Raw genomic sequence first — 19,319 nt, forward strand, 5'->3', positions numbered from 1 at the left:
AACTTAAATGCATTTTTTATGAAGAAGTACTTTTTAACAGTATTGTTTATTGCAATAGCCGGAGTATTTTCGGCAAGTGCTCAGGTAACCGGAAAATGGAAAACCATTGATGATGAGACTGGTGAGGAAAAATCTATTGTAGAGATTTATGAGAAGGATGGTAAAATTTACGGAAAAGTAGTAGAGATACTAAATCCGGCGAAGAAAGATGCAAAATGTACTAAATGTTCGGGTGCGGATAAAGACAAGCCTATTTTAGGACTTGTAATTATAAAAGGACTTACAAAAGATGGTGATGAATATACCGATGGTGATATTCTTGATCCTAATAAAGGAAAACTTTACAGCTGTACCGTTAAGCTTGATGGTAAGGACAAGCTTGATGTAAGGGGATACGTTGGATTTTCGTTCATCGGTCGTTCCCAAACGTGGCACAGGGTAAAGTAAATACCAAATAAACAAACACAATAGAGGGAAAACACTCCGGTAACGGAGTGTTTTTTTTTATTTTTTAGTTTCTGAGTTGTTAAGATGCTAAGTTGGTTAAGTTGTATGAGTGAATATCAATACAGCAAGCCTTAAATATATTATCCGGTTGTTTTATATTTGTATTAAAATCTAACTACAAGCCTGTATGCCCTTTTTTATAGAAGTAATTTTACCGTTAGCGCTGCCAAAACCCTTTACTTATGCCATTAATGAGGCAGAGTATGGTTTTATAAAAAAAGGCATGCGTGTGGCAGTACCTTTTGGGCGTAATAAAATTTATACAGGCCTTGTTATCGATTTGCATCAAACTCCGCCACAACTTTATCAGGCAAAAGAAATTCATCAGATACTGGATGATTTTCCTATAGTAACCGAAATTCAGTTAAAGCACTGGGAATGGATAGCTTCTTATTACATGTGTAGTATAGGCGATGTGTATAAATCGGCTATGCCAAGCGGCTATCTTTTAGAAAGTGAAACCATTATTACTTCTAAGAAAGATTTCAGTATAAATGATACTCAGCTTTCTGATGAGGAGTATCTTGTATATGAAGCGCTGCAAACGCAGTCGGCACTCAAAATACAGGAGGTGGCAGCCATTCTCAACAAAAAGACAACCCTGCCGGTAATCAATAAGCTTATTGCTAAGAATGCCATATCGCTACAGGAAGAAATAAATGAAAAATACAAGCCAAAAACCATACGCTATATTAGGATGCAGCCTGAGTTCCTTCAGGAAGACAACCTGAGCGGACTGATGGAAATACTATCCCGCGCCCAAAAACAAAGGGAAGCGGTAATGTATTATTTCCAGTTGCAGGCAAGGGAAAAGAAACCGATAGCCGTAAAGCATTTTATGGAGGCTTCGGGAGCTACGGCAGCGGTGGTGAAATCGCTTGTAGATAAAGATATTTTTGAGGAATATCATCTTGAAGAAGACCGTGTGCAGTTTGAAAAGGCAGATGATTCGGCGTTTGGATTAAGTCCTAAACAGCAGGAAGCCTTTGATGGAATTAAAGATAGTTTTGAGGAATTTCAGGTTACGCTGCTGCATGGTATAACCTCCAGTGGTAAGACCGAGATTTATATAAAACTAATAGAAGAGTTTATAAATAGTGGTAAACAGGTATTATACCTGTTGCCCGAAATAGCCCTTACCACTCAGTTGGTTGTTAGGTTAACGGCTTATTTTGGTAATCAGGTGGCGGTTTTCCACTCAAAATATTCCAATAACGAACGTATAGAAACCTGGCAACACGTATTGGAGGATTCCGAAAAAGCAAGGGTAATAATAGGGGCAAGATCGGCTTTATTCCTTCCGTTTAAGGATCTCGGACTAATAGTTATAGATGAAGAGCATGAGCAAACATTCAAACAACAGGATCCTGCGCCGCGCTATCACGCCCGTGATGCGGCTATAGTGCTTGCCGGAATGTTTGATGCTAAGGTGCTGCTTGGGTCGGCTACTCCGGGAATAGAAACCTACTACAATGCTATCGGAGGGAAATATGGTTATGTGGAACTTAAGGAGCGATACGGAAACGTAATGCCTCCCGAGATTGTATTGGTAGATCTTAAGGATAAATACAAGCGCAAACGCATGACGGGCCACTTTAGCGATACGCTTAATGAAGCTATTGCCGAAGCGTTGAGCGAGGGCAGGCAGGTAATATTGTTTCAAAACAGGAGAGGATTTTCACCATGGGTGGAATGTATGACCTGCGGGCACGTACCGCAATGTCCGCAATGTGATGTGAGTTTAACCTACTATAAGTTTAAAAACCAGTTGCGCTGCCATTACTGTGGCTATAGTATTGCAAACCCTACGCATTGCCATCAGTGCCACTCGACCGATTTGTCTACCAAAGGTTTTGGGACAGAGCAGATAGAAATGGAACTTAAAGAGCTGTTCCCGACTAAAAATGTGTGGCGAATGGATCAGGATACCACACGGGGTAAATTTGGTTACGAAAAAATTATAGATGCCTTTAAAAATAAGGAAATAGATATACTGGTGGGTACACAGATGCTTGCCAAAGGACTGCATTTTGATAATGTAAGCCTGGTAGGTATCCTTAATGCTGATAATATGCTGTATCAGCCTGATTTTCGTGCTTTTGAACGTGCTTTCCAAATGATGGTTCAGGTAGCAGGGAGAGCCGGGCGTAAGGATGTTAGGGGTAAGGTGCTTATTCAAACCTATAATCCGTTGCACAATATAATCCAACAGGTTACCGATAACGATTATCCGGCCATGTATAAAGAGCAGGTGTATGAAAGGCATAACTTTAAATATCCTCCTTTTTACAGGCTTATAAGGCTAACGCTACGCCAAAGGGATTATGAAAAGCTAAAGGATGGCGCACTGTGGGTGTACAATGTGTTGTCTCAAAATTTAAATATGCCAGTACTTGGTCCTGAAGAACCTGCAATCAGCAGAATAAGAAATGAGTACATCCGTACGATAATGATAAAACTGCCTCAGGGGAATTCGTTGGGGGGTACGAAAAAGGCAATACGAAAGATACTGGACAGTTTTGACGCTGTCCCGCAATATAAATCAATAAAGATTACAGTTAACGTAGATCCTTATTAAGACGACGATTTGTTAAGCGCCTGCGCGAGTTCTTCCTTTTTGTTTCGGCTCAGCGGAATTTTTACCGGGCCAATCTCAGCAAATTTGCTGTTAAAGCGTTCTATGCGGTCTATGTTTATAATAAACGATTTGTGAACACGCATAAATTTGTCGCTTGGAAGTTCGTTCTCAAAAGACTTCATGGTAGATAGCACCAAATGATTTTCGTCTTCGGTAATAATCTTTACATAATCGCCATAAGCCTCAATCCACTTAATCTTAGAGATAAAAATCTTAAAGTTCTTAAGGTTACTTTTTATGAAGATAAAATCACCTTCGTCTTCCGTTCCTTCCTTTTTAAGGTTCTGCAGGTTAAGCGCTTTTTCAACGGCTTTATTAAAGCGGTCTTTTGTAATAGGTTTATGCAGGTAATCTATTGCAGCATAATCAAATGCTTTAAGCGCATAATCGGGTTTAGACGATACAACAATAATCTGAGGTCTTTTTTTAAGCCCGTCAAGTAGGTCAAACCCGCTTTGTACCGGCATTTCTATATCCAGAAACAAAAGGTCAACAGGTTTGCTCAGTATGCAATTACGTGTTTCCGATGCATTAGAGAAATCACCTACCAGGTTTAGATCCGGGTGATCGTTTACGAGCTTGGCAATCGTGATCCTATGTATTGTGCTATCGTCAACAACAACACAGTTAAGTTTCATGATTAGTTAGATTTGTAACGTTTAGCAATGTTTTTCTTGTTTTAGTTTGGATAAATACAAATATAGATAAAAAATCTACTTTTTAACTTTTAAAAAACTACTTTTTGCGCTTGCAGGTTTAATTTTATTGACTAAATTTGCACCCAATTTTATAACAAATAAATACATTGTATTATGAATCATTATGAAACTGTTTTCATCTTGAATCCCGTTTTATCTGAAACCCAGGTAAAGGAAACAGTAAGTAAGTTCGAAGATTATCTTACTTCTAAAGGGGCCGAGATCGTGGCAAAAGAGGACTGGGGCCTTAAAAAACTGGCTTATGAAATCCAGCACAAGAAAAGTGGTTTTTACCATTTATTACAATTTCAGGCACCTGCTGATATCCTTATCGGTTTTGAAACTGAATTCAGACGTGACGAGAGAATTATGCGTTTCTTAACGGTAGCTCTTGACAAACACGCTATTTCATGGGCAGAGAGAAGAAGAGAAAAACTAAAAGCTAAAGCAAACTAATTATGTCAAGTATAGAACAGTCAGCTAAAGGAAAAAAAGACGGGGATATCAGATATCTAACGCCTTTAAACATAGAGACGAACAAGACTAAAAAGTATTGCCGTTTCAAAAAATCAGGTATCAAATATGTAGATTACAAAGATCCTGACTTTTTATTGAAATTTGTTAACGAGCAAGGTAAAATCCTTCCTCGTCGTTTAACAGGTACTTCTTTAAAATACCAAAGAAAAGTGTCTGTAGCTGTAAAAAGAGCACGTCATTTAGCATTAATGCCATATGTGGCTGATTTATTAAAATAAAAAGGAGGCAATATTATGGAACTTATACTTAAACAAGACGTACAAAACCTAGGTTTTAAAGATGATGTTGTAACAGTTAAGCCGGGATACGGTCGTAACTTTTTAATACCTCAGGGATTTGCAGTTGTTGCAACTCCAACAGCTAAGAAAGTTTTAGCTGAGAACCTAAAACAAAGAGCATTTAAAGAGCAGAAATTAGTTGATGACGCTAAGAAAACAGCTGAAGCTCTTAAAGCATTAGAGATCAAAATTACTGCTAAAGCAGGTGGTGAGAAACTATTTGGTTCTGTAACCAATGCAGATATCGCTGAAGCTTTAGAGAAAAACGGTCAGGCTATCGAGAAAAAATTCATCAACAGTGGTATCGTTAAGCGTACTGGTAAGTACACTGCTAACGTAAGACTTCACAGAGATGTTATCGTTGAGCTTCCGTATGAAATCGTTGCTGAGCAGTAATTATCAAAATTATAGCAAAAGCCTTCCGTTTACGGGAGGCTTTTTTTTTACACTTGTTTCCTTTCTAAAAATTGACAGGGAAGTGTTAATAACAGAAATAGTAGTATGAAATACATAAGGTTAACAAAAGAACAGTTTGAAGAGCTGCACGAAGAGTTTGCTAACTTTTTAGCTTCACAGCAAATTGATAAGCCGGAGTGGGATAAGCTTAAGGCTGAAAAACCTGAGGTTGCCGAGCAGGAACTGGATGTTTTTTCAGACCTGATTTGGGAAGGTGTACTAAACCAAACCGAATACCTGGAGCATTATTCTAAAAACCACATTTTTTTATTTAAGCTGGGTAAGGAAGAGATGGAGAGTATAGTTATTCATTCTCATGTGCCTCATGCCGACTTTTTAACGGAAGGCGGACTACAGTGGCTTAACGAAAATATTTTTAGCAAGGAAGTGGAAATCAAACGTGGTAAAAAATCGTTTGGTGAAGACAGGAATGCCGAAGTTTTTGATATTTTAAAACAAGGCGCAATTTTAAGTGACGGAGAGCTTTACAAGCAATTTGAAGATATGTTTTAATAAATCGCCTTAGGGCGATTTTTTTATAATAAATGGTTTTTAATTTTTTTGAATTAAAAATCGTTTCCCGTTATTTAAAAGTTGGCTAAATTAGTACCGTAAACTAACTTTTTATTAAATGGATATCCTTCAGACTATTCAGGCGCTTAGGGAAGAGCTTAATCAGCACAATTACAATTACTACGTATTAGATAACCCAACCATTTCCGATTTTGAGTTTGATGCAAAACTTAAACAATTACAGGAACTGGAAGCCAAACATCCTGAATATTTTGACGAAGATTCGCCTACACAACGTGTAGGTGGTAGTATTACCAAGAATTTTAATACCATTCAGCATGAATACCGAATGTATTCGCTTGATAATTCCTATTCGAAAGAAGAGCTTTTGGAGTGGGAAAAGCGTGTACAAAAAGGTTTGGGTACAGAAGATGTGCAATACACCTGTGAGCTGAAATATGACGGAGCTTCCATAAGTATCTCTTATGAGAACGGGAGGTTGGTTAAAGCGGTAACAAGGGGTGACGGTTTTCAGGGTGATGAGGTTACTAATAATATAAGGACCATTCGTGCCGTACCTATTAAGCTGAAAGGCGACTATCCTGAAAAGTTTGATATTCGTGGCGAAATTATACTTCCGTTAGAAGGATTTGCCAAAATGAATCAGGATCTTATTGAAATAGGGGAAACACCTTATGCTAATCCGCGTAATACGGCTTCGGGAAGTCTTAAATTGCAGGATAGTGCTGAGGTTGCAAGACGTCCACTGGATTGTTTGTTATATTCAATTATAGGCAGTAACCTGCCGATAGCCACTCAGTTTGAAGGGCTTGAAAAAGCGCGTCAGTGGGGTTTTAAAGTGCCTAAAGAAGCTAAACTGGCAAAGAGTATAGATGAGGTAATGGCTTTTATTGATTACTGGGATACCCATCGCCACGAACTTCCGTATGAAACTGATGGTGTGGTAATAAAAGTAAACGACCTGCATCAGCAGGAGGAACTTGGCTATACCGCAAAATCACCAAGATGGGCCATAGCCTACAAGTTTAAGGCAGAGCAGGTTTCTACAAGGCTTAACTCAATATCCTATCAGGTAGGTCGTACCGGTGCTATTACTCCGGTAGCAAACCTTGAGCCTGTACAGCTGGCAGGTACTACGGTTAAGCGTGCATCGCTTCATAATGCCGACCAGATTGAAAAACTGGATGTGCGTGTGGGTGATGAGGTTTTTGTTGAAAAAGGAGGGGAGATTATCCCTAAGATTATAGCTGTCGATTTTGCCAAAAGGCCAGAAGACTCTATGCCTACGGTTTATATACACCAGTGCCCTGAATGTTTTACCGAACTGGAGCGTAAAGAAGGTGAAGCACAGCATTACTGCCCTAATTTTTACGGATGCCCTCCGCAAATTATAGGCAGGGTACAGCATTATATTTCGCGTAAGGCGATGGATATAGAAGGTCTGGGAGGAGAAACGGTTGCTTTGCTGTACAACTCAGAGCTTATTGAAAACTATGCCGACCTATATGATCTTAAAAAGGAACAGATTGTTCCGTTAGAGCGTATGGCAGATAAATCGGCAGAGAACCTTGTAAACGGTATTGAAAAGTCAAAAGAGATTCCGTTTGAGCGTGTTCTGTATGCTTTAGGTATACGCTATGTGGGTGAAACTGTAGCTAAAAAACTGGCAAAACATTATAAAACTATAGATAATCTTGCGGCAGCATCGTTAATGGATCTTATTCTTGTGGATGAGATAGGTGAGAGGATAGCTCAGAGTGTGGTTGATTTTTTTGCCAACGAAGAGAACCAGAAGATTATAGAACGCCTTAAAGGTTATGGGGTTCAGTTGGAAGCAGTAGCAAAAGAAGATACTACAGTAAGCGATAAACTAGCCGGAAAAACGCTGGTGGTTTCGGGAGTGTTTGAGAAATTCTCACGCGACGAACTTAAAAAAGCTATAGAAGATAACGGTGGTAAAGTAGGTAGTTCCATTTCCGCTAAAACCGATTATGTGGTGGCGGGAGACAATATGGGACCTGCCAAACTGGAAAAAGCCAATAAGCTGGGTGTTGCCATAATAAGTGAAGACGATTTTATAGAGCTTGTAAAATAATTATAGATACTAAGGTGCTTAGTTACTAGGCGCCTTAGCTTTTCAGTAAATTCATTTGAGTAAGTATCTCAAAACCTTTTGGGTCAATTTTGTCCAATATAAATTTTTGATTTTGAACATTGTCCTTTAGGCGAAAGTTTATTTCCAGTATATTGCCTTTTTGAGTGATGCTGTTTATTTTAGATAACGGAATTTTGTAATTAAAATCTGTTTTTAGGTTGAGATACTTAAATACGAAGTAATAAATAGCTGAATAGCTAAGAAATATGATTGCTACATTGATAAATGACATGTTGTAAAATATTATAGATAATAATATTACTATTGATGAAAGAAGGAATATTGATTTGTAAATTATTGTAGTAATAGGTTTTTGGGGAGGGGAAGCCTTTTCTTTTTCTTTTAATTTTTCGATGTAAGACCAGTTTCCTATTTCGTTTAAATACAGGTTTTCATCATCAATATTTATATAACCAAAACGATATTTAAAATACTGTTTTTCCATGTAATTATTGTGGTTGGTTATCGCAATATATAAATAATTATAATTATCTATACCGTAATGCTTCTCCCGTTAAAGGTTTTGGAGCCATTCTCAAAGTAAAAATCAACCTGCCCTAGGTTAAGTCCGTAACACCCAACCTGATTGATAAGTACTTCTTCGCCGTCAAGGTTTTTCTCTATGTAAGTTTTTTTAAGGAAGGTATGGGTATGACCACCTATAATCAGGTCAATGTTTCTTGTTTTTTGAGCCAGTGTAATATCACACACTTTATCAGGATCATTTTTATACAGAAATCCAATGTGTGACAGGCAGATAACTAGATCACACTTTTCATCCTGTTTAAGGGTTTTGGTTATGTCTTTTGTAACTTCAATAGGGTCGTTGTATACTGTTTCTTTGTAAAGACGTTTGTCTACGAGTCCGGCAAGTTCAATTCCTAAACCGAAAACACCAATCCTTATTCCGTTTTTTACAAAAACCTTATAGGGCTTAACAATACCGTCCAGCATGGTGTTTTTAAAATCGTAGTTGGCAGATACAAAATCAAACTTTGCATGAGGCAGTTGTGCATAAAAGCCGTCTATACCATTATCAAAGTCATGATTACCCAAGGTGGCAAGGTCGTACTTTAGCATACTCATCAGCTTAAATTCCAGCTCTCCGCCATAGTAGTTGAAGTAAGGGGTTCCCTGAAAAATATCACCGGCATCAAGCAGCAGTACATTTTCGTTTTCCTGCCTGATGCTTTCTATAAGTGTCGCCCTTCTTGCTACACCGCCCATGTTAGCATTTCGAGGATCATCGGCAGGAAAAGGGTCTATATGGCTGTGTACATCATTAGTATGTAGTATGGTAATCTTCTTTACAGGGTCGTTAAAACTGCTTAACGATAAACCGCCTAACACTAATGCCGAACCGGCTGCTGTTTTCTGTATAAAGTCTCTTCTTTTCATGGCTATTCGTTAACTATACGTTGTGAAGTAATAACCGGAAGCGTATCCACTTCTTTAAAATAATCAATAAGCAGGTTTCTAAGTTTGTAGTCCATATCATACTGTGCAATGGCTTTTTTAAAGAAATCCATATTGTCCCCGCCGTTAAACAGATAGTCTGATGTGGCTACATAATAAACCTGACTATCGTTTATGGGTTTGCCCTGTACCGTTATGCTCTTAATGGTGTTGTTGGAATCGATAACAATCTGCATGCCGCTAAGCGGGTGCGGTTTTTTGCCGTCTATCATATACTGGGCAATCTCCTTAACCTGTTCGCCTTTAAGGGCTGCAACTATAAGGCTGTTTTCAAAAGGCATAATCTCATAGGCGTTTCGTGTAGTGACATTGCCTTTAGGTATTATAGAGCGGATGCCACCGTGATTCAGCAGACAAATGTCTAAATGTTTGTTTTCGCGGATCAGTAAAAGTTTGTCAGCTGTCTCAAAAGTAACATCGGCCATAAGGTTGCCGATAGAGGTTTGCCATTTACCCTGGCTCTTGTCTAAAGTCTCTGGACAGTAGGCCAGTACACTGTCTAAATCTTTATTGATATGATTGCGGTAAGGAGTAATAAAATTCTCAATTTCGGTATTATCTTTGTACTCTGTTGTAATGCTTATATTTTTTCCTTCAATCCTGTTGTTGTACAGTTTGTTTGTGCTACAGGAGAGGATTAATAAGAAAGTTAAAAATAAAACAAACCTGTTTAGCGTTGTGTTATACTTTTTAGGTAATGGCATTGTACTGTAGGTTATTTAAATTAATTTTGCAATCAAACAAGTAAAGGTACTATGTTTTTAAAGTTTATTAAGGGCGTTGGGCTGAAAAAAAACATTAAGAAATGTTTAGCTCAGTATGAACCCGCAGGTATGCCAGCTAAGGTGGTAACCGTAGGGTTGTTGATGGACGAGGCATGGTTTACCGACAGGGAACGTGTTGTAAACGAGATTACCGGATATGGTATAAAAGAAGAAAACATAAGTTTGCTTGTTTGTAAGAAAAAAGTTTCGGCAAAAGAGGCTGCGCAGCTTGATTATCCGGTGTATACGAGAAAGGATATCTCGACAGGAAGCAAGTTGAAAAAAGAGGAAATAAAAACCTTTGTGCAAACCCCTTTTGATATGCTGATAAGCTATTATGATACCGAGAAGCCTTTGCTTATGCTGGCTACACTGGAGTCGCAGGCTAAGTTTAAGGTAGGTTTTGCCAACGTAGACAAAAGGCTTAACGATTTTACCATAGCCGAAGGCGCTGAAAGGTATAAAGAGTATATAGCAGAACTTTTCAGATATTTAAAAATCCTAAATATAATATAAACAGAACTATGCAGTCATTAATAGGTACGGGTGTTGCACTGGTAACCCCTTTTAAAAAAGATTTTTCAGTTGATACCGATGCGCTAAAGAGAATTGTGAATTACCAGGTTGAAAACGGTATAAACTACATTGTTGTTCTTGGTACTACAGCAGAAGCAGCTACTTTAAACAAGGAAGAAAAAGAACTTGTAATAAAGACTGTTATTGAAGCAAATGCCGGAAGACTTCCGCTTGTTCTTGGTGTGGGAGGTAACAATACACATGAGGTGGTAAGCGAGCTTAAAACACGTGACCTTTCTGCTTTTACAGCTATACTTTCGGTTTCTCCATATTATAACAAACCTACACAGGAAGGTATTTACCAGCACTTTAAGGCTGTGGCCGGGGCTTCGCCAATTCCTGTAATACTATACAACGTGCCGGGAAGAACAGCAAGCAATATGCTTCCGTCTACGGTAATACGTCTTGCGAACGATTTTAAAAATGTAGTTGCTATTAAAGAAGCGGCCGGAGATATTGTTCAGGCAATGAAACTTATTGACGGTACTCCTGAAGGTTTCCTTGTAATATCAGGTGATGATATGATTACCCTTCCGATGGTTCTTGCCGGTGGTGCAGGTGTAATCTCTGTAATAGGCGAGGGCTTCCCTAAAGAGTTTTCTCAAATGGTGCAGTTAGGTCTTGAGAGAAAAGTAGATGAGGCTTATAAGTTACATTACCTTTTAGCAGATTCTATTGATATGATTTTTGAACAGGGTAACCCTGCAGGTATCAAACACGTGTTTAAGGCTTTAGGGCTTAGCGAAGATACAGTAAGGCTTCCGCTTGTTAATGTTAACGAAGATTTAGCAGGAAGACTTAACGCTTTTGTTGATAAAATTCGTTAATTTAGTGGTGATAAACCATTAAAACGAAAAGCCATGTTATCTGATAAAATGCAGTCTGCGCTTAACGAGCAGATAAAAGTTGAGGCTGAATCATCACAAATTTACCTGGCTATGGCTTCGTGGGCAGAAGTAAAGGGGTTTGAGGGTATAGCTACGTTTATGTTTAAGCAGTCTGATGAAGAAAGGGCGCACATGCTTAAGCTTGTAAAATATGTAAACCAAAGGGGAGGCCAGGCAGCTATCTCTGCTCTTGAAGAACCTAAACTGGATTACACTTCTTTTAAAAAGCTTTTTACCCAGCTTTACAAGCATGAGGTTAGGGTGTCAGAATGCATTAATGATCTTGTTGATATTGCTTTATCCGAAAAAGATTATGCTACACATAACTTTTTACAATGGTACGTTTCTGAACAGATAGAGGAGGAAGCTACCGCAAAAGTGATACTTGATAAGATAGACTTAATAGGTGATGATAAAGGCGGATTGTACCTGTTTGATAATGATATGAAGGTTTTTTCTTCTACAGGTCATAATATCGTACAATAAAAAAATATAAAAACAGTTTAAAGAGATGCCTGCGGGCATCTTTTTTTATTGTTTTACAACCGTAAAAAAAGATTTTGTATTCTCTAATTATTAACTAAATTTGCAGTTGCTTTTAAAACTGCGGCCAAATTATGGCGTAAACAACAAAACATGAGCAGATACTTTTATTTATTATTACTAGCGGTACTTTTTTCTTCGTGTAACGAATACCAAAAAGCCTTAAAATCAGATGATATTAAGCTTCAGTATGATGTTGCCGTAAAAATGTATGAAAAAGAAAAATATGCTAAAGTGATAACCCTTGCCGAGAAACTTAAACCGGTTATGAAAGGGAAACCTTCAGGGCAAAAACTGTTCTTTATTTACGCTATGTCTATGTACAAGCAAAAGCAGTACTATAATGCAGGTTATGAGTTTAGCAGCTTTGTTAGCAGCTATCCTAAAAGCGATATGGTTGAAGAAGCCGCTTTTTTAAGTGCTAAATGTTACTATATGCTGTCTCCGGTTTACTCTAAAGACCAAAATGAAACATATAGGGCGGTAGATGCTCTACAGGCTTTTATAGACAGATACCCTGAGTCTCAGTACATGGATGAGGCTAACCAGTTAGCAAAGGAGATGAGAGAGAAGCTTGAGAAAAAAGCATTTGAAATAGCTAAGCAGTATCATACAACGGCTGATTTCTTTGGTGATTATACGGCAGCCATCAAAACGTTTGATAACTTTTTGATAGACTTTCCGGGTACAAAACTTAAGGAAGATGCTTTGTTCTATAAGTTTGACTCCTCTTACAGGTTTGCAATAAACAGTATTGCAAGTAAAATGGAAGAGCGTTTGCTTGATGCAAAAGCAAATTATAAGGCGCTTCTTAAATACAGGCCTGATACTAAATACAAGCAGGAGGCAGACGAGATGTATGCTAAAATTGAAACGGAATTACAAAAATTTTCTAAATAAGAACGAGTGATGGATTTAAAGAAGACAACTGCTCCGGTAAACACAGTTACCTACAACAAAAGCAAAATTGAAGAGCCTACAGGTAACATCTATGAAGCTATTACTATTATAGCTAAGAGAGCAAGCCAGATCAATACCGAAATTAAAAAGGAACTGATCGAGAAGCTTGAGGAGTTTGCTACTTACAACGACAGTCTTGAAGAGATCTTTGAAAACAAAGAGCAGATTGAAGTGTCTAAATTTTACGAAAAGCTTCCTAAGCCTCACGCACTAGCTGTACAGGAGTGGCTGGAAGAAAAAGTTGCTTACAGGGAACCAAACAAATAATTTACCATGTCTGTTTTACGCGGTAAGAAAATATTACTGGGAATCTCAGGAGGGATTGCCGCCTATAAAACAGCTTCACTGGTAAGGTTACTTATAAAAGCAGGCGCCGATGTACGCGTGGTCATGACGCCTGCTTCTAAAGATTTTGTTACTCCGTTAACGCTTTCCACATTATCTAAAAACCCGGTTCATTCTTCCTTTTTTGATGAGGAGGATGAAAACGCGGTGTGGAACAACCACGTCGAACTGGGCCTTTGGGCCGACCTCTTTTTAATTGCTCCGGCTACTGCAAATACCATGTCTAAAATGGTTTCGGGCAATTGCGACAATCTTTTACTTGCTACTTATTTATCGGCTAAATGCCCGGTGTATTTTGCTCCGGCAATGGATCTTGATATGTACAAACATCCTTCTACAATTGCCAGTTTCAAGGCTTTGCAGGAGTATGGTAATATCATGATACCAGCCGAATCCGGTGAGCTTGCCAGCGGACTTTCGGGAGAAGGTCGTATGGCAGAACCTGAAAATATCGTTGCGTTTATTGAAAAGGATATTGAAAGGAAACTTCCGCTGCGAGGAAAAAAAATACTTATTACAGCAGGTCCTACATACGAAGCTATAGATCCTGTGCGTTTTATAGGTAATCATTCTTCCGGTAAAATGGGGTTTGATATAGCTCATGCAGCAGCAAAAGAAGGTGCAGAGGTTATTTTGGTTAGCGGGCCTACCCATTTAAAAGTGCAGGGTGACGGCATTACACTTGTACCTGTTGTTTCGGGCAGGGATATGTATGAAGCCTGTCATAAGTATTTTGATGATGTGGATGTGGCTATCGCTGCAGCTGCGGTTGCAGATTACAGGCCTAAGAACGTTGCCGACCAGAAAATAAAGAAAAACGAAGATAATCTTACGCTTGAGCTGGAAAAAACGACCGATATTTTAAAGTCGTTAGGCGAAAAGAAAAAGCACCAGTACTTAATAGGCTTTGCGCTTGAAACCGAGAATGAAATTGAACATGCAAAGCAAAAGATTAAGAAAAAAAACTTAGATTTGATTGTTTTAAACTCACTCAATGATAAAGGAGCAGGTTTTGGAAAACCTACCAATAAGGTTACCTTTATAGATGCAGCGTTTAATACAGAGCCTCATGAGCTTAAATCTAAAGAACAGGTGGCGCAGGATATTATTAATAAAATTAAAACACGGTACAATGTATAGATATTTAGGATTATTGTTGATGTTTCTTTCTTTTACTGCAAAAGGACAGGAGCTTAACGCTACGGTGCAGGTTAATGCCAGCTTTATTACCGATGCTAATCCGCAAATATTTAAAACATTACAAACATCGCTTACCGAGTTTATAAACAACACTAAGTTTACAAGCAGGAATTTTGAAAGAAACGAAAGAATAAACTGTTCGTTTTTTATCACAGTAACAGCATACGAATCAAATCAGTTTAATGCTACATTACAGGTACAGTCTGCAAGGCCTGTATTTAATTCTACTTATGAGTCTCCGGTTTGTAACTATAACGATAAGGACTTTGGTTTTAGTTACACGGAATATGAAAACCTTGTATATAACCCTGAAAGTTTTAACTCAAACCTTGTAAGTGTTATATCGTTTTATGCAAACATGATTATTGGTATGGATGCCGACACCTATGTGGTTAACGGAGGTTCTCCATACTTTACGGTTGCACAAAGAATTGTATCGTCTGCACAGCAAAGTGGTTATAAGGGTTGGAGCCAGCAGGATGGTAACCAAACCAGGTTTGCACTGGTAGACAACGTACTTTCTAACACTTTTGAAGATTTTAGGGTAGCACTTTATGACTACCACCGCTTAGGGCTTGATGTTATGGCAGACAACCCTAAAGCAGGAAAAGAAAAAATACTTGAAGCTATTAAAACGCTTAATAAAGTTAACAGGGCAAGGCCAAATGCATTTTTAACCCGAGTGTTTTTTGACGCAAAAGCCGATGAAATTGTATCGGTTTTCTCGGGAGGGCCTATGGTTAGTATTAACGACCTTGTTGATATCTTAAATAGAATTTCTCCGCTTAATTCTAATAAATGGAGTAATATTAAATAGTACATTTGTGTAAGCAAAAACACAGCCACCATTTAATATGCTACAATCATTATCAATTAAAAACTTCGCTCTTATAGAGCATCTTGATATCGAGTTTTCCGATAAGCTGTCTATCATTACAGGTGAGACAGGTGCGGGTAAGTCTATATTATTAGGTGCCCTTGGGCTTGTATTGGGTAAGCGTGCCGATTTGACATCACTTAAGGATAAGGAGCAGAAATGTGTTATCGAGGCACATTTTAAAATAAACGGCTATAACCTCAAGGAATTTTTTGCCGAAAATGACCTCGACTATGAGGATATTACAATAATTAGAAGGGAAATACTTCCCAGTGGTAAATCGCGTGCATTTATAAACGACAGCCCTGTAAACCTGCAGGAGCTCCAGGAACTGGGCGATTTCCTTATAGATATACACTCACAACAACAAACCCGCGAATTATCTGATGAGCAGTACCAGATGCAGATTCTGGATGCCATTGCAGATAATACTGCGCTTATTACTAAGTACAAAGGAGAGCTTACTGCTGTTAAGTCGGCACAGTCTGGTTTAAAGAAAGCGAAAGAGCAAAAAGAATCATTGTCAAAAGAACAGGATTACAATACATTTTTGCTTGAGGAGCTTATGGCAGCAAATCTTAAAGAAGGAGAGCAGGCAGAGCTGGAAGCAGAACTTGATAAGCTTAGTAATGTAGAGTTTATTAAGGAATCGCTAGCCAGAGTAGTTTCCATAGCAAACGAAGAACAGATGGGAGTGTTGCAAAATCTTAAAGAGATTAAGGCTTCGCTTCAAAAAATAAGTGGTATAAGTGCCCAGTATAATGAGTTTCATGAAAGAATTTCCAGTCTGCTTATAGAGTTTGATGATATAAACAATGAAGTAGGGCAGGACGCGGAAAAGCTTGCAGACGATCCGCAGCAGCTGGAACTGGTAAATCAAAAACTACAGCTGATTTACATGCTGCAGAAAAAACATCAGGTAGCTACTGTAGAAGAGCTTATTGTTATAAGGGAAGAACTGGATGGTAAGGTTGTAATGGCAGATGAACTTGACAGTACAATAGAAAAACTGGAAGCTCAACTGGAAAAAGCAAAAGCGGAAGCTGATGGAACTGCCTTAACAATTTTTGAAAACAGACAAAAAGCAATACCGGTATTAACCGATAAGGTTACTGCTATACTTACCCAGCTGGGTATGCCTAATGCACGTTTTCAGTTTAATATTACACATAAGGAAAACTATACGCCAAACGGTAAGGATGAAATAAGCCTGCTGTTTTCGGCTAATAAAGGTACAGATTTCGGGCTGCTTAAAAAGGTAGCTTCGGGAGGGGAGATGTCCAGGATTATGCTGGCTGTAAAAGCTGTACTGGCTAATTATTCTCAGCTTCCTACCATTATTTTTGATGAAATTGATACCGGGGTTTCGGGTGAAATTGCCAATAAGATGGGTGACATTATGAAGGTAATGAGTAGCGAAATGCAGGTGTTTGCCATAACACACCTGCCGCAAATTGCAGGAAAAGGCGTGCAGCATTATAAAGTATTTAAAACCACACAGGCTGATACAACAGTTTCAGAGCTTAAATTGCTTACTGAAGATGAGAGGGTTAGGGAAATTGCAGAAATGCTTTCGGGTAAAGATATTACCGATTCTGCTCTTAACCATGCTAAGGCGTTGCTCAACTGAAAAAACAGCCTATATTTGTAAAGAATTAATTATTTGTATTGATATAAATTACTTCTAGGTATGATTATAGAACCAAGAATGAGAGGATTTATTTGCTTAACTGCCCACCCAACGGGAGCTGAGCAAAATGTAAAGAATCAAATTGAATATGTAAAGTCTAAAGGACCTATTAACGGTGCTAAAAAAGTACTTGTTATAGGTGCTTCTACAGGATTCGGACTTTCATCAAGAATTACCAGTGCTTTTGGTAGCGATGCAGCTACTATAGGTGTGTTTTTTGAAAAAGCACCAAGCGAAGGCAAACCGGGTTCGCCGGGCTGGTATAATTCGGCTGCTTTTGAAAGCGAAGCAAACAAAGCCGGACTTTATGCAAAAAGTATAAACGGAGACGCGTTCTCCAAAGAAATAAAAGAGCAGACTATTAATCTTATTAAAGAAGACCTTGGTAAGGTTGATCTTGTAATTTACAGTCTTGCTTCTCCGGTACGTACACATCCTGAAACAGGTGTTACTCACCGTAGTGTACTAAAGCCTATTGGTGGAACATTCAGCAATAAAACAGTTGACTTCCATACAGGTAAGGTTACTGAAATTTCAATTGAGCCTTGTAAAGATGATGATATTGAAAACACGGTTGCCGTAATGGGAGGTGAAGACTGGGCTATGTGGATGGATGCACTTAAAGCAGCAGATGTTCTTGAAGACGGTGCTCTTACAGTAGCTTACTCATATATTGGCCCTGCGCTTACTGAGCCGGTTTACAGAAAAGGTACTATTGGCCGTGCTAAAGACCATTTGGAAGCTACAGCTTTTGAAATTACAGACAAACTTAAAGACCTTAACGTTAAGGCTTATGTTTCTGTAAACAAAGCATTGGTAACTCAGGCAAGTTCTGCTATTCCTGTAATTCCGCTTTATATTTCATTATTATACAAAATAATGAAAGAAGCAGGCATACACGAAGGCACTATAGAACAGATGCAGCGTCTTTATGCAGAGCGTCTTTATACAGGTGGAGATATTCCTGTTGATGAGAAAGGCCGTATAAGAATAGACGACTGGGAAATGAGAGATGATATTCAGCAAAAAGTGGCTGAGCTTTGGGAACAGGCAACTACTGAAAACCTTGAACAGTTAGGTGACCTTGAAGGATACAGAAAAGACTTTTATAACCTGTTTGGTTTTGATTACGAAGGAGTAGATTATAAAGCAGACGTAAACGAGGTTGTTCCTGTAAAGAGTTTACAATAAGATATATAAATGGAGGTCCCGCTAAGGCGGGACTTTTTATTTTAACCAAAATATTTGAAATATGAATAATTTACTTAAAGGTAAGAGAGGGATTATTACCGGAGCACTGGATCAGAATTCCATTGCATGGAAAGTTGCTGAAAAAGCTCATGAGCAGGGTGCAACATTTGTATTGACTAATGCTCCTATAGCCATGAGAATGGGAGAAATTAATGAACTTGCAGAAAAGACAGGTTCTCAGATAATTCCTGCAGATGCTACCAATACAGAGGATTTAGAAAATTTATATACCCAGGCTCAGGAGATACTGGGAGGTAAGATAGACTTTGTACTTCACTCTATAGGTATGAGTGTAAACATTCGTAAAAAAATACCTTATGTGGAGTCTAACTACGATTATTTTATGAAAGGGATAGATGTTTCGGCATTATCATTCCATAAAATGCTTAGTGTTGCTAAGAAAATGGATGCTATAAGCGAGGGGGGAAGTGTAGTGGCCTTAACCTATATGGCTGCTCAGCGTACCTATCCTTTTTATACCGATATGGCAGATATTAAAGCCATGCTGGAGTCTATTGCAAGGAGTTTTGGATACCATTATGGTGTGGCTAAGAAAGTACGTGTAAACACGGTATCGCAATCGCCTACAAAAACCACGGCAGGTGCAGGAATTAAAGGGTTTAGTGACTTTTATGATTATGCAGATAATATAGCCCCACTGGGTAATGCCGATGCCGAATCGTGTGCAGATTACTGTATTACATTGTTTTCGGATTTAACCCGTATGGTAACCATGCAAAATCTCTTCCACGATGGAGGGTATTCTTCTACAGGTGTAAGTGCATCTATGATGGAAAAGTTATATCCTGAAGATTAATATTTTTAACATATATTTTACAATAAAGGCTCCGGAAGGAGCTTTTTTATTTTATTTTAAGTAAATCTTAAGAATTATGTTAAGTTAAGATGTTAAAGAATTAACATAAAAACATTATTTAAAATATAAA

General features: G+C 38.4%; 21 protein-coding genes. 17 read left to right on the forward strand and 4 right to left on the reverse strand.

The genetic code is table 11. From position 1 onward, the window contains the following. Positions 1-18 precede the first annotated feature (18 nt). Positions 19-447, forward strand: coding sequence for a DUF2147 domain-containing protein (locus tag NU09_RS04880; protein WP_129750138.1), 429 nt, complete (start codon positions 19-21; stop codon positions 445-447). A gap of 187 nt (positions 448-634) precedes the next feature. Next, entirely contained in the window at positions 635-3,085 is a 2,451-nt protein-coding gene (gene priA, locus NU09_RS04885; RefSeq protein WP_129750139.1) for a primosomal protein N', read from the forward strand. On the opposite strand, the gene NU09_RS04890 is transcribed toward priA, so the two are convergent. Further along, entirely contained in the window at positions 3,082-3,783 is a 702-nt protein-coding gene (locus NU09_RS04890) for a LytR/AlgR family response regulator transcription factor (RefSeq protein ID WP_129750140.1), read from the reverse strand. The two genes, priA and NU09_RS04890, sit on opposite strands and share 4 nt — an antisense overlap. Positions 3,784-3,957: 174 nt before the next feature. Between NU09_RS04890 and rpsF the strand changes: the two genes are divergently transcribed. The 5 genes from rpsF (at position 3,958) to ligA (ending at position 7,743) form a co-directional block, all read left to right on the forward strand. After that, positions 3,958-4,299, forward strand: coding sequence for a 30S ribosomal protein S6 (gene rpsF, locus NU09_RS04895; protein ID WP_129750141.1), 342 nt, complete (start codon positions 3,958-3,960; stop codon positions 4,297-4,299). A gap of 2 nt (positions 4,300-4,301) precedes the next feature. Further along, positions 4,302-4,598, forward strand: coding sequence for a 30S ribosomal protein S18 (gene rpsR, locus NU09_RS04900; RefSeq protein WP_114678073.1), 297 nt, complete (start codon positions 4,302-4,304; stop codon positions 4,596-4,598). Positions 4,599-4,613: 15 nt separating this feature from the next. Beyond that, complete coding sequence (gene rplI / locus NU09_RS04905; RefSeq protein ID WP_129750142.1) at positions 4,614-5,054, forward strand: 50S ribosomal protein L9; 441 nt, start codon at positions 4,614-4,616, stop codon at positions 5,052-5,054. A 105-nt stretch (positions 5,055-5,159) separates the two neighbouring features. Beyond that, entirely contained in the window at positions 5,160-5,627 is a 468-nt protein-coding gene (locus NU09_RS04910) for a DUF6495 family protein (RefSeq protein ID WP_129750143.1), read from the forward strand. Positions 5,628-5,745: 118 nt separating this feature from the next. Continuing rightward, positions 5,746-7,743, forward strand: a complete 1,998-nt coding sequence (ligA, locus tag NU09_RS04915; protein ID WP_129750144.1) for an NAD-dependent DNA ligase LigA — start codon at positions 5,746-5,748, stop codon at positions 7,741-7,743. Between the two features lie 34 nt (positions 7,744-7,777). On the opposite strand, the gene NU09_RS04920 is transcribed toward ligA, so the two are convergent. The 3 genes from NU09_RS04920 to NU09_RS04930 are packed head-to-tail and all read right to left on the reverse strand — an operon-like array spanning position 7,778 to position 9,983. Next, entirely contained in the window at positions 7,778-8,248 is a 471-nt protein-coding gene (locus tag NU09_RS04920; protein ID WP_129750145.1) for a hypothetical protein, read from the reverse strand. A 47-nt stretch (positions 8,249-8,295) separates the two neighbouring features. After that, a complete protein-coding gene (locus NU09_RS04925; RefSeq protein WP_129750146.1) occupies positions 8,296-9,201 on the reverse strand; it encodes a metallophosphatase in 906 nt (301 codons plus the stop codon). A gap of 2 nt (positions 9,202-9,203) precedes the next feature. Further along, positions 9,204-9,983 carry a 5'-nucleotidase C-terminal domain-containing protein gene (locus NU09_RS04930; RefSeq protein WP_129750147.1) on the reverse strand — a complete coding sequence of 260 codons (780 nt, stop codon included), beginning with the start codon at positions 9,981-9,983 and terminating at the stop codon, positions 9,204-9,206. A 51-nt stretch (positions 9,984-10,034) separates the two neighbouring features. Between NU09_RS04930 and NU09_RS04935 the strand changes: the two genes are divergently transcribed. From NU09_RS04935 to NU09_RS04980, 10 genes are all read left to right on the forward strand, one after another. Continuing rightward, positions 10,035-10,559, forward strand: a complete 525-nt coding sequence (locus NU09_RS04935) for a DUF6913 domain-containing protein (protein ID WP_129750148.1) — start codon at positions 10,035-10,037, stop codon at positions 10,557-10,559. A gap of 8 nt (positions 10,560-10,567) precedes the next feature. Beyond that, entirely contained in the window at positions 10,568-11,446 is an 879-nt protein-coding gene (gene dapA / locus NU09_RS04940; protein ID WP_129750149.1) for a 4-hydroxy-tetrahydrodipicolinate synthase, read from the forward strand. Positions 11,447-11,479: 33 nt separating this feature from the next. Next, entirely contained in the window at positions 11,480-11,992 is a 513-nt protein-coding gene (locus NU09_RS04945) for a ferritin (protein ID WP_129750150.1), read from the forward strand. Between the two features lie 150 nt (positions 11,993-12,142). Continuing rightward, positions 12,143-12,949, forward strand: coding sequence for an outer membrane protein assembly factor BamD (locus NU09_RS04950; RefSeq protein WP_129750151.1), 807 nt, complete (start codon positions 12,143-12,145; stop codon positions 12,947-12,949). Between the two features lie 9 nt (positions 12,950-12,958). Continuing rightward, positions 12,959-13,276, forward strand: coding sequence for a DNA-directed RNA polymerase subunit omega (locus NU09_RS04955; RefSeq protein ID WP_129750152.1), 318 nt, complete (start codon positions 12,959-12,961; stop codon positions 13,274-13,276). 6 nt (positions 13,277-13,282) lie between these two features. Continuing rightward, on the forward strand, positions 13,283-14,494 hold the full coding sequence (gene coaBC, locus NU09_RS04960) for a bifunctional phosphopantothenoylcysteine decarboxylase/phosphopantothenate--cysteine ligase CoaBC (protein ID WP_129750153.1): 1,212 nt from the start codon (positions 13,283-13,285) through the stop codon (positions 14,492-14,494). Continuing rightward, positions 14,487-15,371, forward strand: coding sequence for a DUF4835 family protein (locus tag NU09_RS04965; protein WP_129750154.1), 885 nt, complete (start codon positions 14,487-14,489; stop codon positions 15,369-15,371). Before coaBC ends, NU09_RS04965 begins: the two co-directional genes overlap by 8 nt. Positions 15,372-15,408: 37 nt before the next feature. Next, positions 15,409-17,061, forward strand: a complete 1,653-nt coding sequence (gene recN, locus NU09_RS04970) for a DNA repair protein RecN (protein ID WP_129750155.1) — start codon at positions 15,409-15,411, stop codon at positions 17,059-17,061. A 60-nt stretch (positions 17,062-17,121) separates the two neighbouring features. Beyond that, positions 17,122-18,312: an enoyl-ACP reductase FabV gene (gene fabV / locus NU09_RS04975; RefSeq protein WP_129750156.1), complete on the forward strand. Its 1,191-nt coding sequence runs from the start codon at positions 17,122-17,124 to the stop codon at positions 18,310-18,312. A 61-nt stretch (positions 18,313-18,373) separates the two neighbouring features. Further along, entirely contained in the window at positions 18,374-19,189 is an 816-nt protein-coding gene (locus NU09_RS04980; RefSeq protein ID WP_129750157.1) for an enoyl-ACP reductase, read from the forward strand. Positions 19,190-19,319 lie beyond the last annotated feature (130 nt).

The organism is Flavobacterium beibuense, assembly GCF_004151245.1.
Lineage (GTDB): Bacteria > Bacteroidota > Bacteroidia > Flavobacteriales > Flavobacteriaceae > Flavobacterium > Flavobacterium beibuense_A.

What these genes read in the sequence shown, in the direction of transcription:
- NU09_RS04880 (WP_129750138.1), top strand. Translation starts at nt 19, where the DNA reads ATGAAGAAGTACTTTTTAACAGTATTGTTTATTGCAATAGCCGGAGTA.
- priA (WP_129750139.1), top strand. Translation starts at nt 635, where the DNA reads ATGCCCTTTTTTATAGAAGTAATTTTACCGTTAGCGCTGCCAAAACCC.
- NU09_RS04890 (WP_129750140.1), bottom strand. Translation starts at nt 3,783, where the DNA reads ATGAAACTTAACTGTGTTGTTGTTGACGATAGCACAATACATAGGATC.
- rpsF (WP_129750141.1), top strand. Translation starts at nt 3,958, where the DNA reads ATGAATCATTATGAAACTGTTTTCATCTTGAATCCCGTTTTATCTGAA.
- rpsR (WP_114678073.1), top strand. Translation starts at nt 4,302, where the DNA reads ATGTCAAGTATAGAACAGTCAGCTAAAGGAAAAAAAGACGGGGATATC.
- rplI (WP_129750142.1), top strand. Translation starts at nt 4,614, where the DNA reads ATGGAACTTATACTTAAACAAGACGTACAAAACCTAGGTTTTAAAGAT.
- NU09_RS04910 (WP_129750143.1), top strand. Translation starts at nt 5,160, where the DNA reads ATGAAATACATAAGGTTAACAAAAGAACAGTTTGAAGAGCTGCACGAA.
- ligA (WP_129750144.1), top strand. Translation starts at nt 5,746, where the DNA reads ATGGATATCCTTCAGACTATTCAGGCGCTTAGGGAAGAGCTTAATCAG.
- NU09_RS04920 (WP_129750145.1), bottom strand. Translation starts at nt 8,248, where the DNA reads ATGGAAAAACAGTATTTTAAATATCGTTTTGGTTATATAAATATTGAT.
- NU09_RS04925 (WP_129750146.1), bottom strand. Translation starts at nt 9,201, where the DNA reads ATGAAAAGAAGAGACTTTATACAGAAAACAGCAGCCGGTTCGGCATTA.
- NU09_RS04930 (WP_129750147.1), bottom strand. Translation starts at nt 9,983, where the DNA reads ATGCCATTACCTAAAAAGTATAACACAACGCTAAACAGGTTTGTTTTA.
- NU09_RS04935 (WP_129750148.1), top strand. Translation starts at nt 10,035, where the DNA reads ATGTTTTTAAAGTTTATTAAGGGCGTTGGGCTGAAAAAAAACATTAAG.
- dapA (WP_129750149.1), top strand. Translation starts at nt 10,568, where the DNA reads ATGCAGTCATTAATAGGTACGGGTGTTGCACTGGTAACCCCTTTTAAA.
- NU09_RS04945 (WP_129750150.1), top strand. Translation starts at nt 11,480, where the DNA reads ATGTTATCTGATAAAATGCAGTCTGCGCTTAACGAGCAGATAAAAGTT.
- NU09_RS04950 (WP_129750151.1), top strand. Translation starts at nt 12,143, where the DNA reads ATGAGCAGATACTTTTATTTATTATTACTAGCGGTACTTTTTTCTTCG.
- NU09_RS04955 (WP_129750152.1), top strand. Translation starts at nt 12,959, where the DNA reads ATGGATTTAAAGAAGACAACTGCTCCGGTAAACACAGTTACCTACAAC.
- coaBC (WP_129750153.1), top strand. Translation starts at nt 13,283, where the DNA reads ATGTCTGTTTTACGCGGTAAGAAAATATTACTGGGAATCTCAGGAGGG.
- NU09_RS04965 (WP_129750154.1), top strand. Translation starts at nt 14,487, where the DNA reads ATGTATAGATATTTAGGATTATTGTTGATGTTTCTTTCTTTTACTGCA.
- recN (WP_129750155.1), top strand. Translation starts at nt 15,409, where the DNA reads ATGCTACAATCATTATCAATTAAAAACTTCGCTCTTATAGAGCATCTT.
- fabV (WP_129750156.1), top strand. Translation starts at nt 17,122, where the DNA reads ATGATTATAGAACCAAGAATGAGAGGATTTATTTGCTTAACTGCCCAC.
- NU09_RS04980 (WP_129750157.1), top strand. Translation starts at nt 18,374, where the DNA reads ATGAATAATTTACTTAAAGGTAAGAGAGGGATTATTACCGGAGCACTG.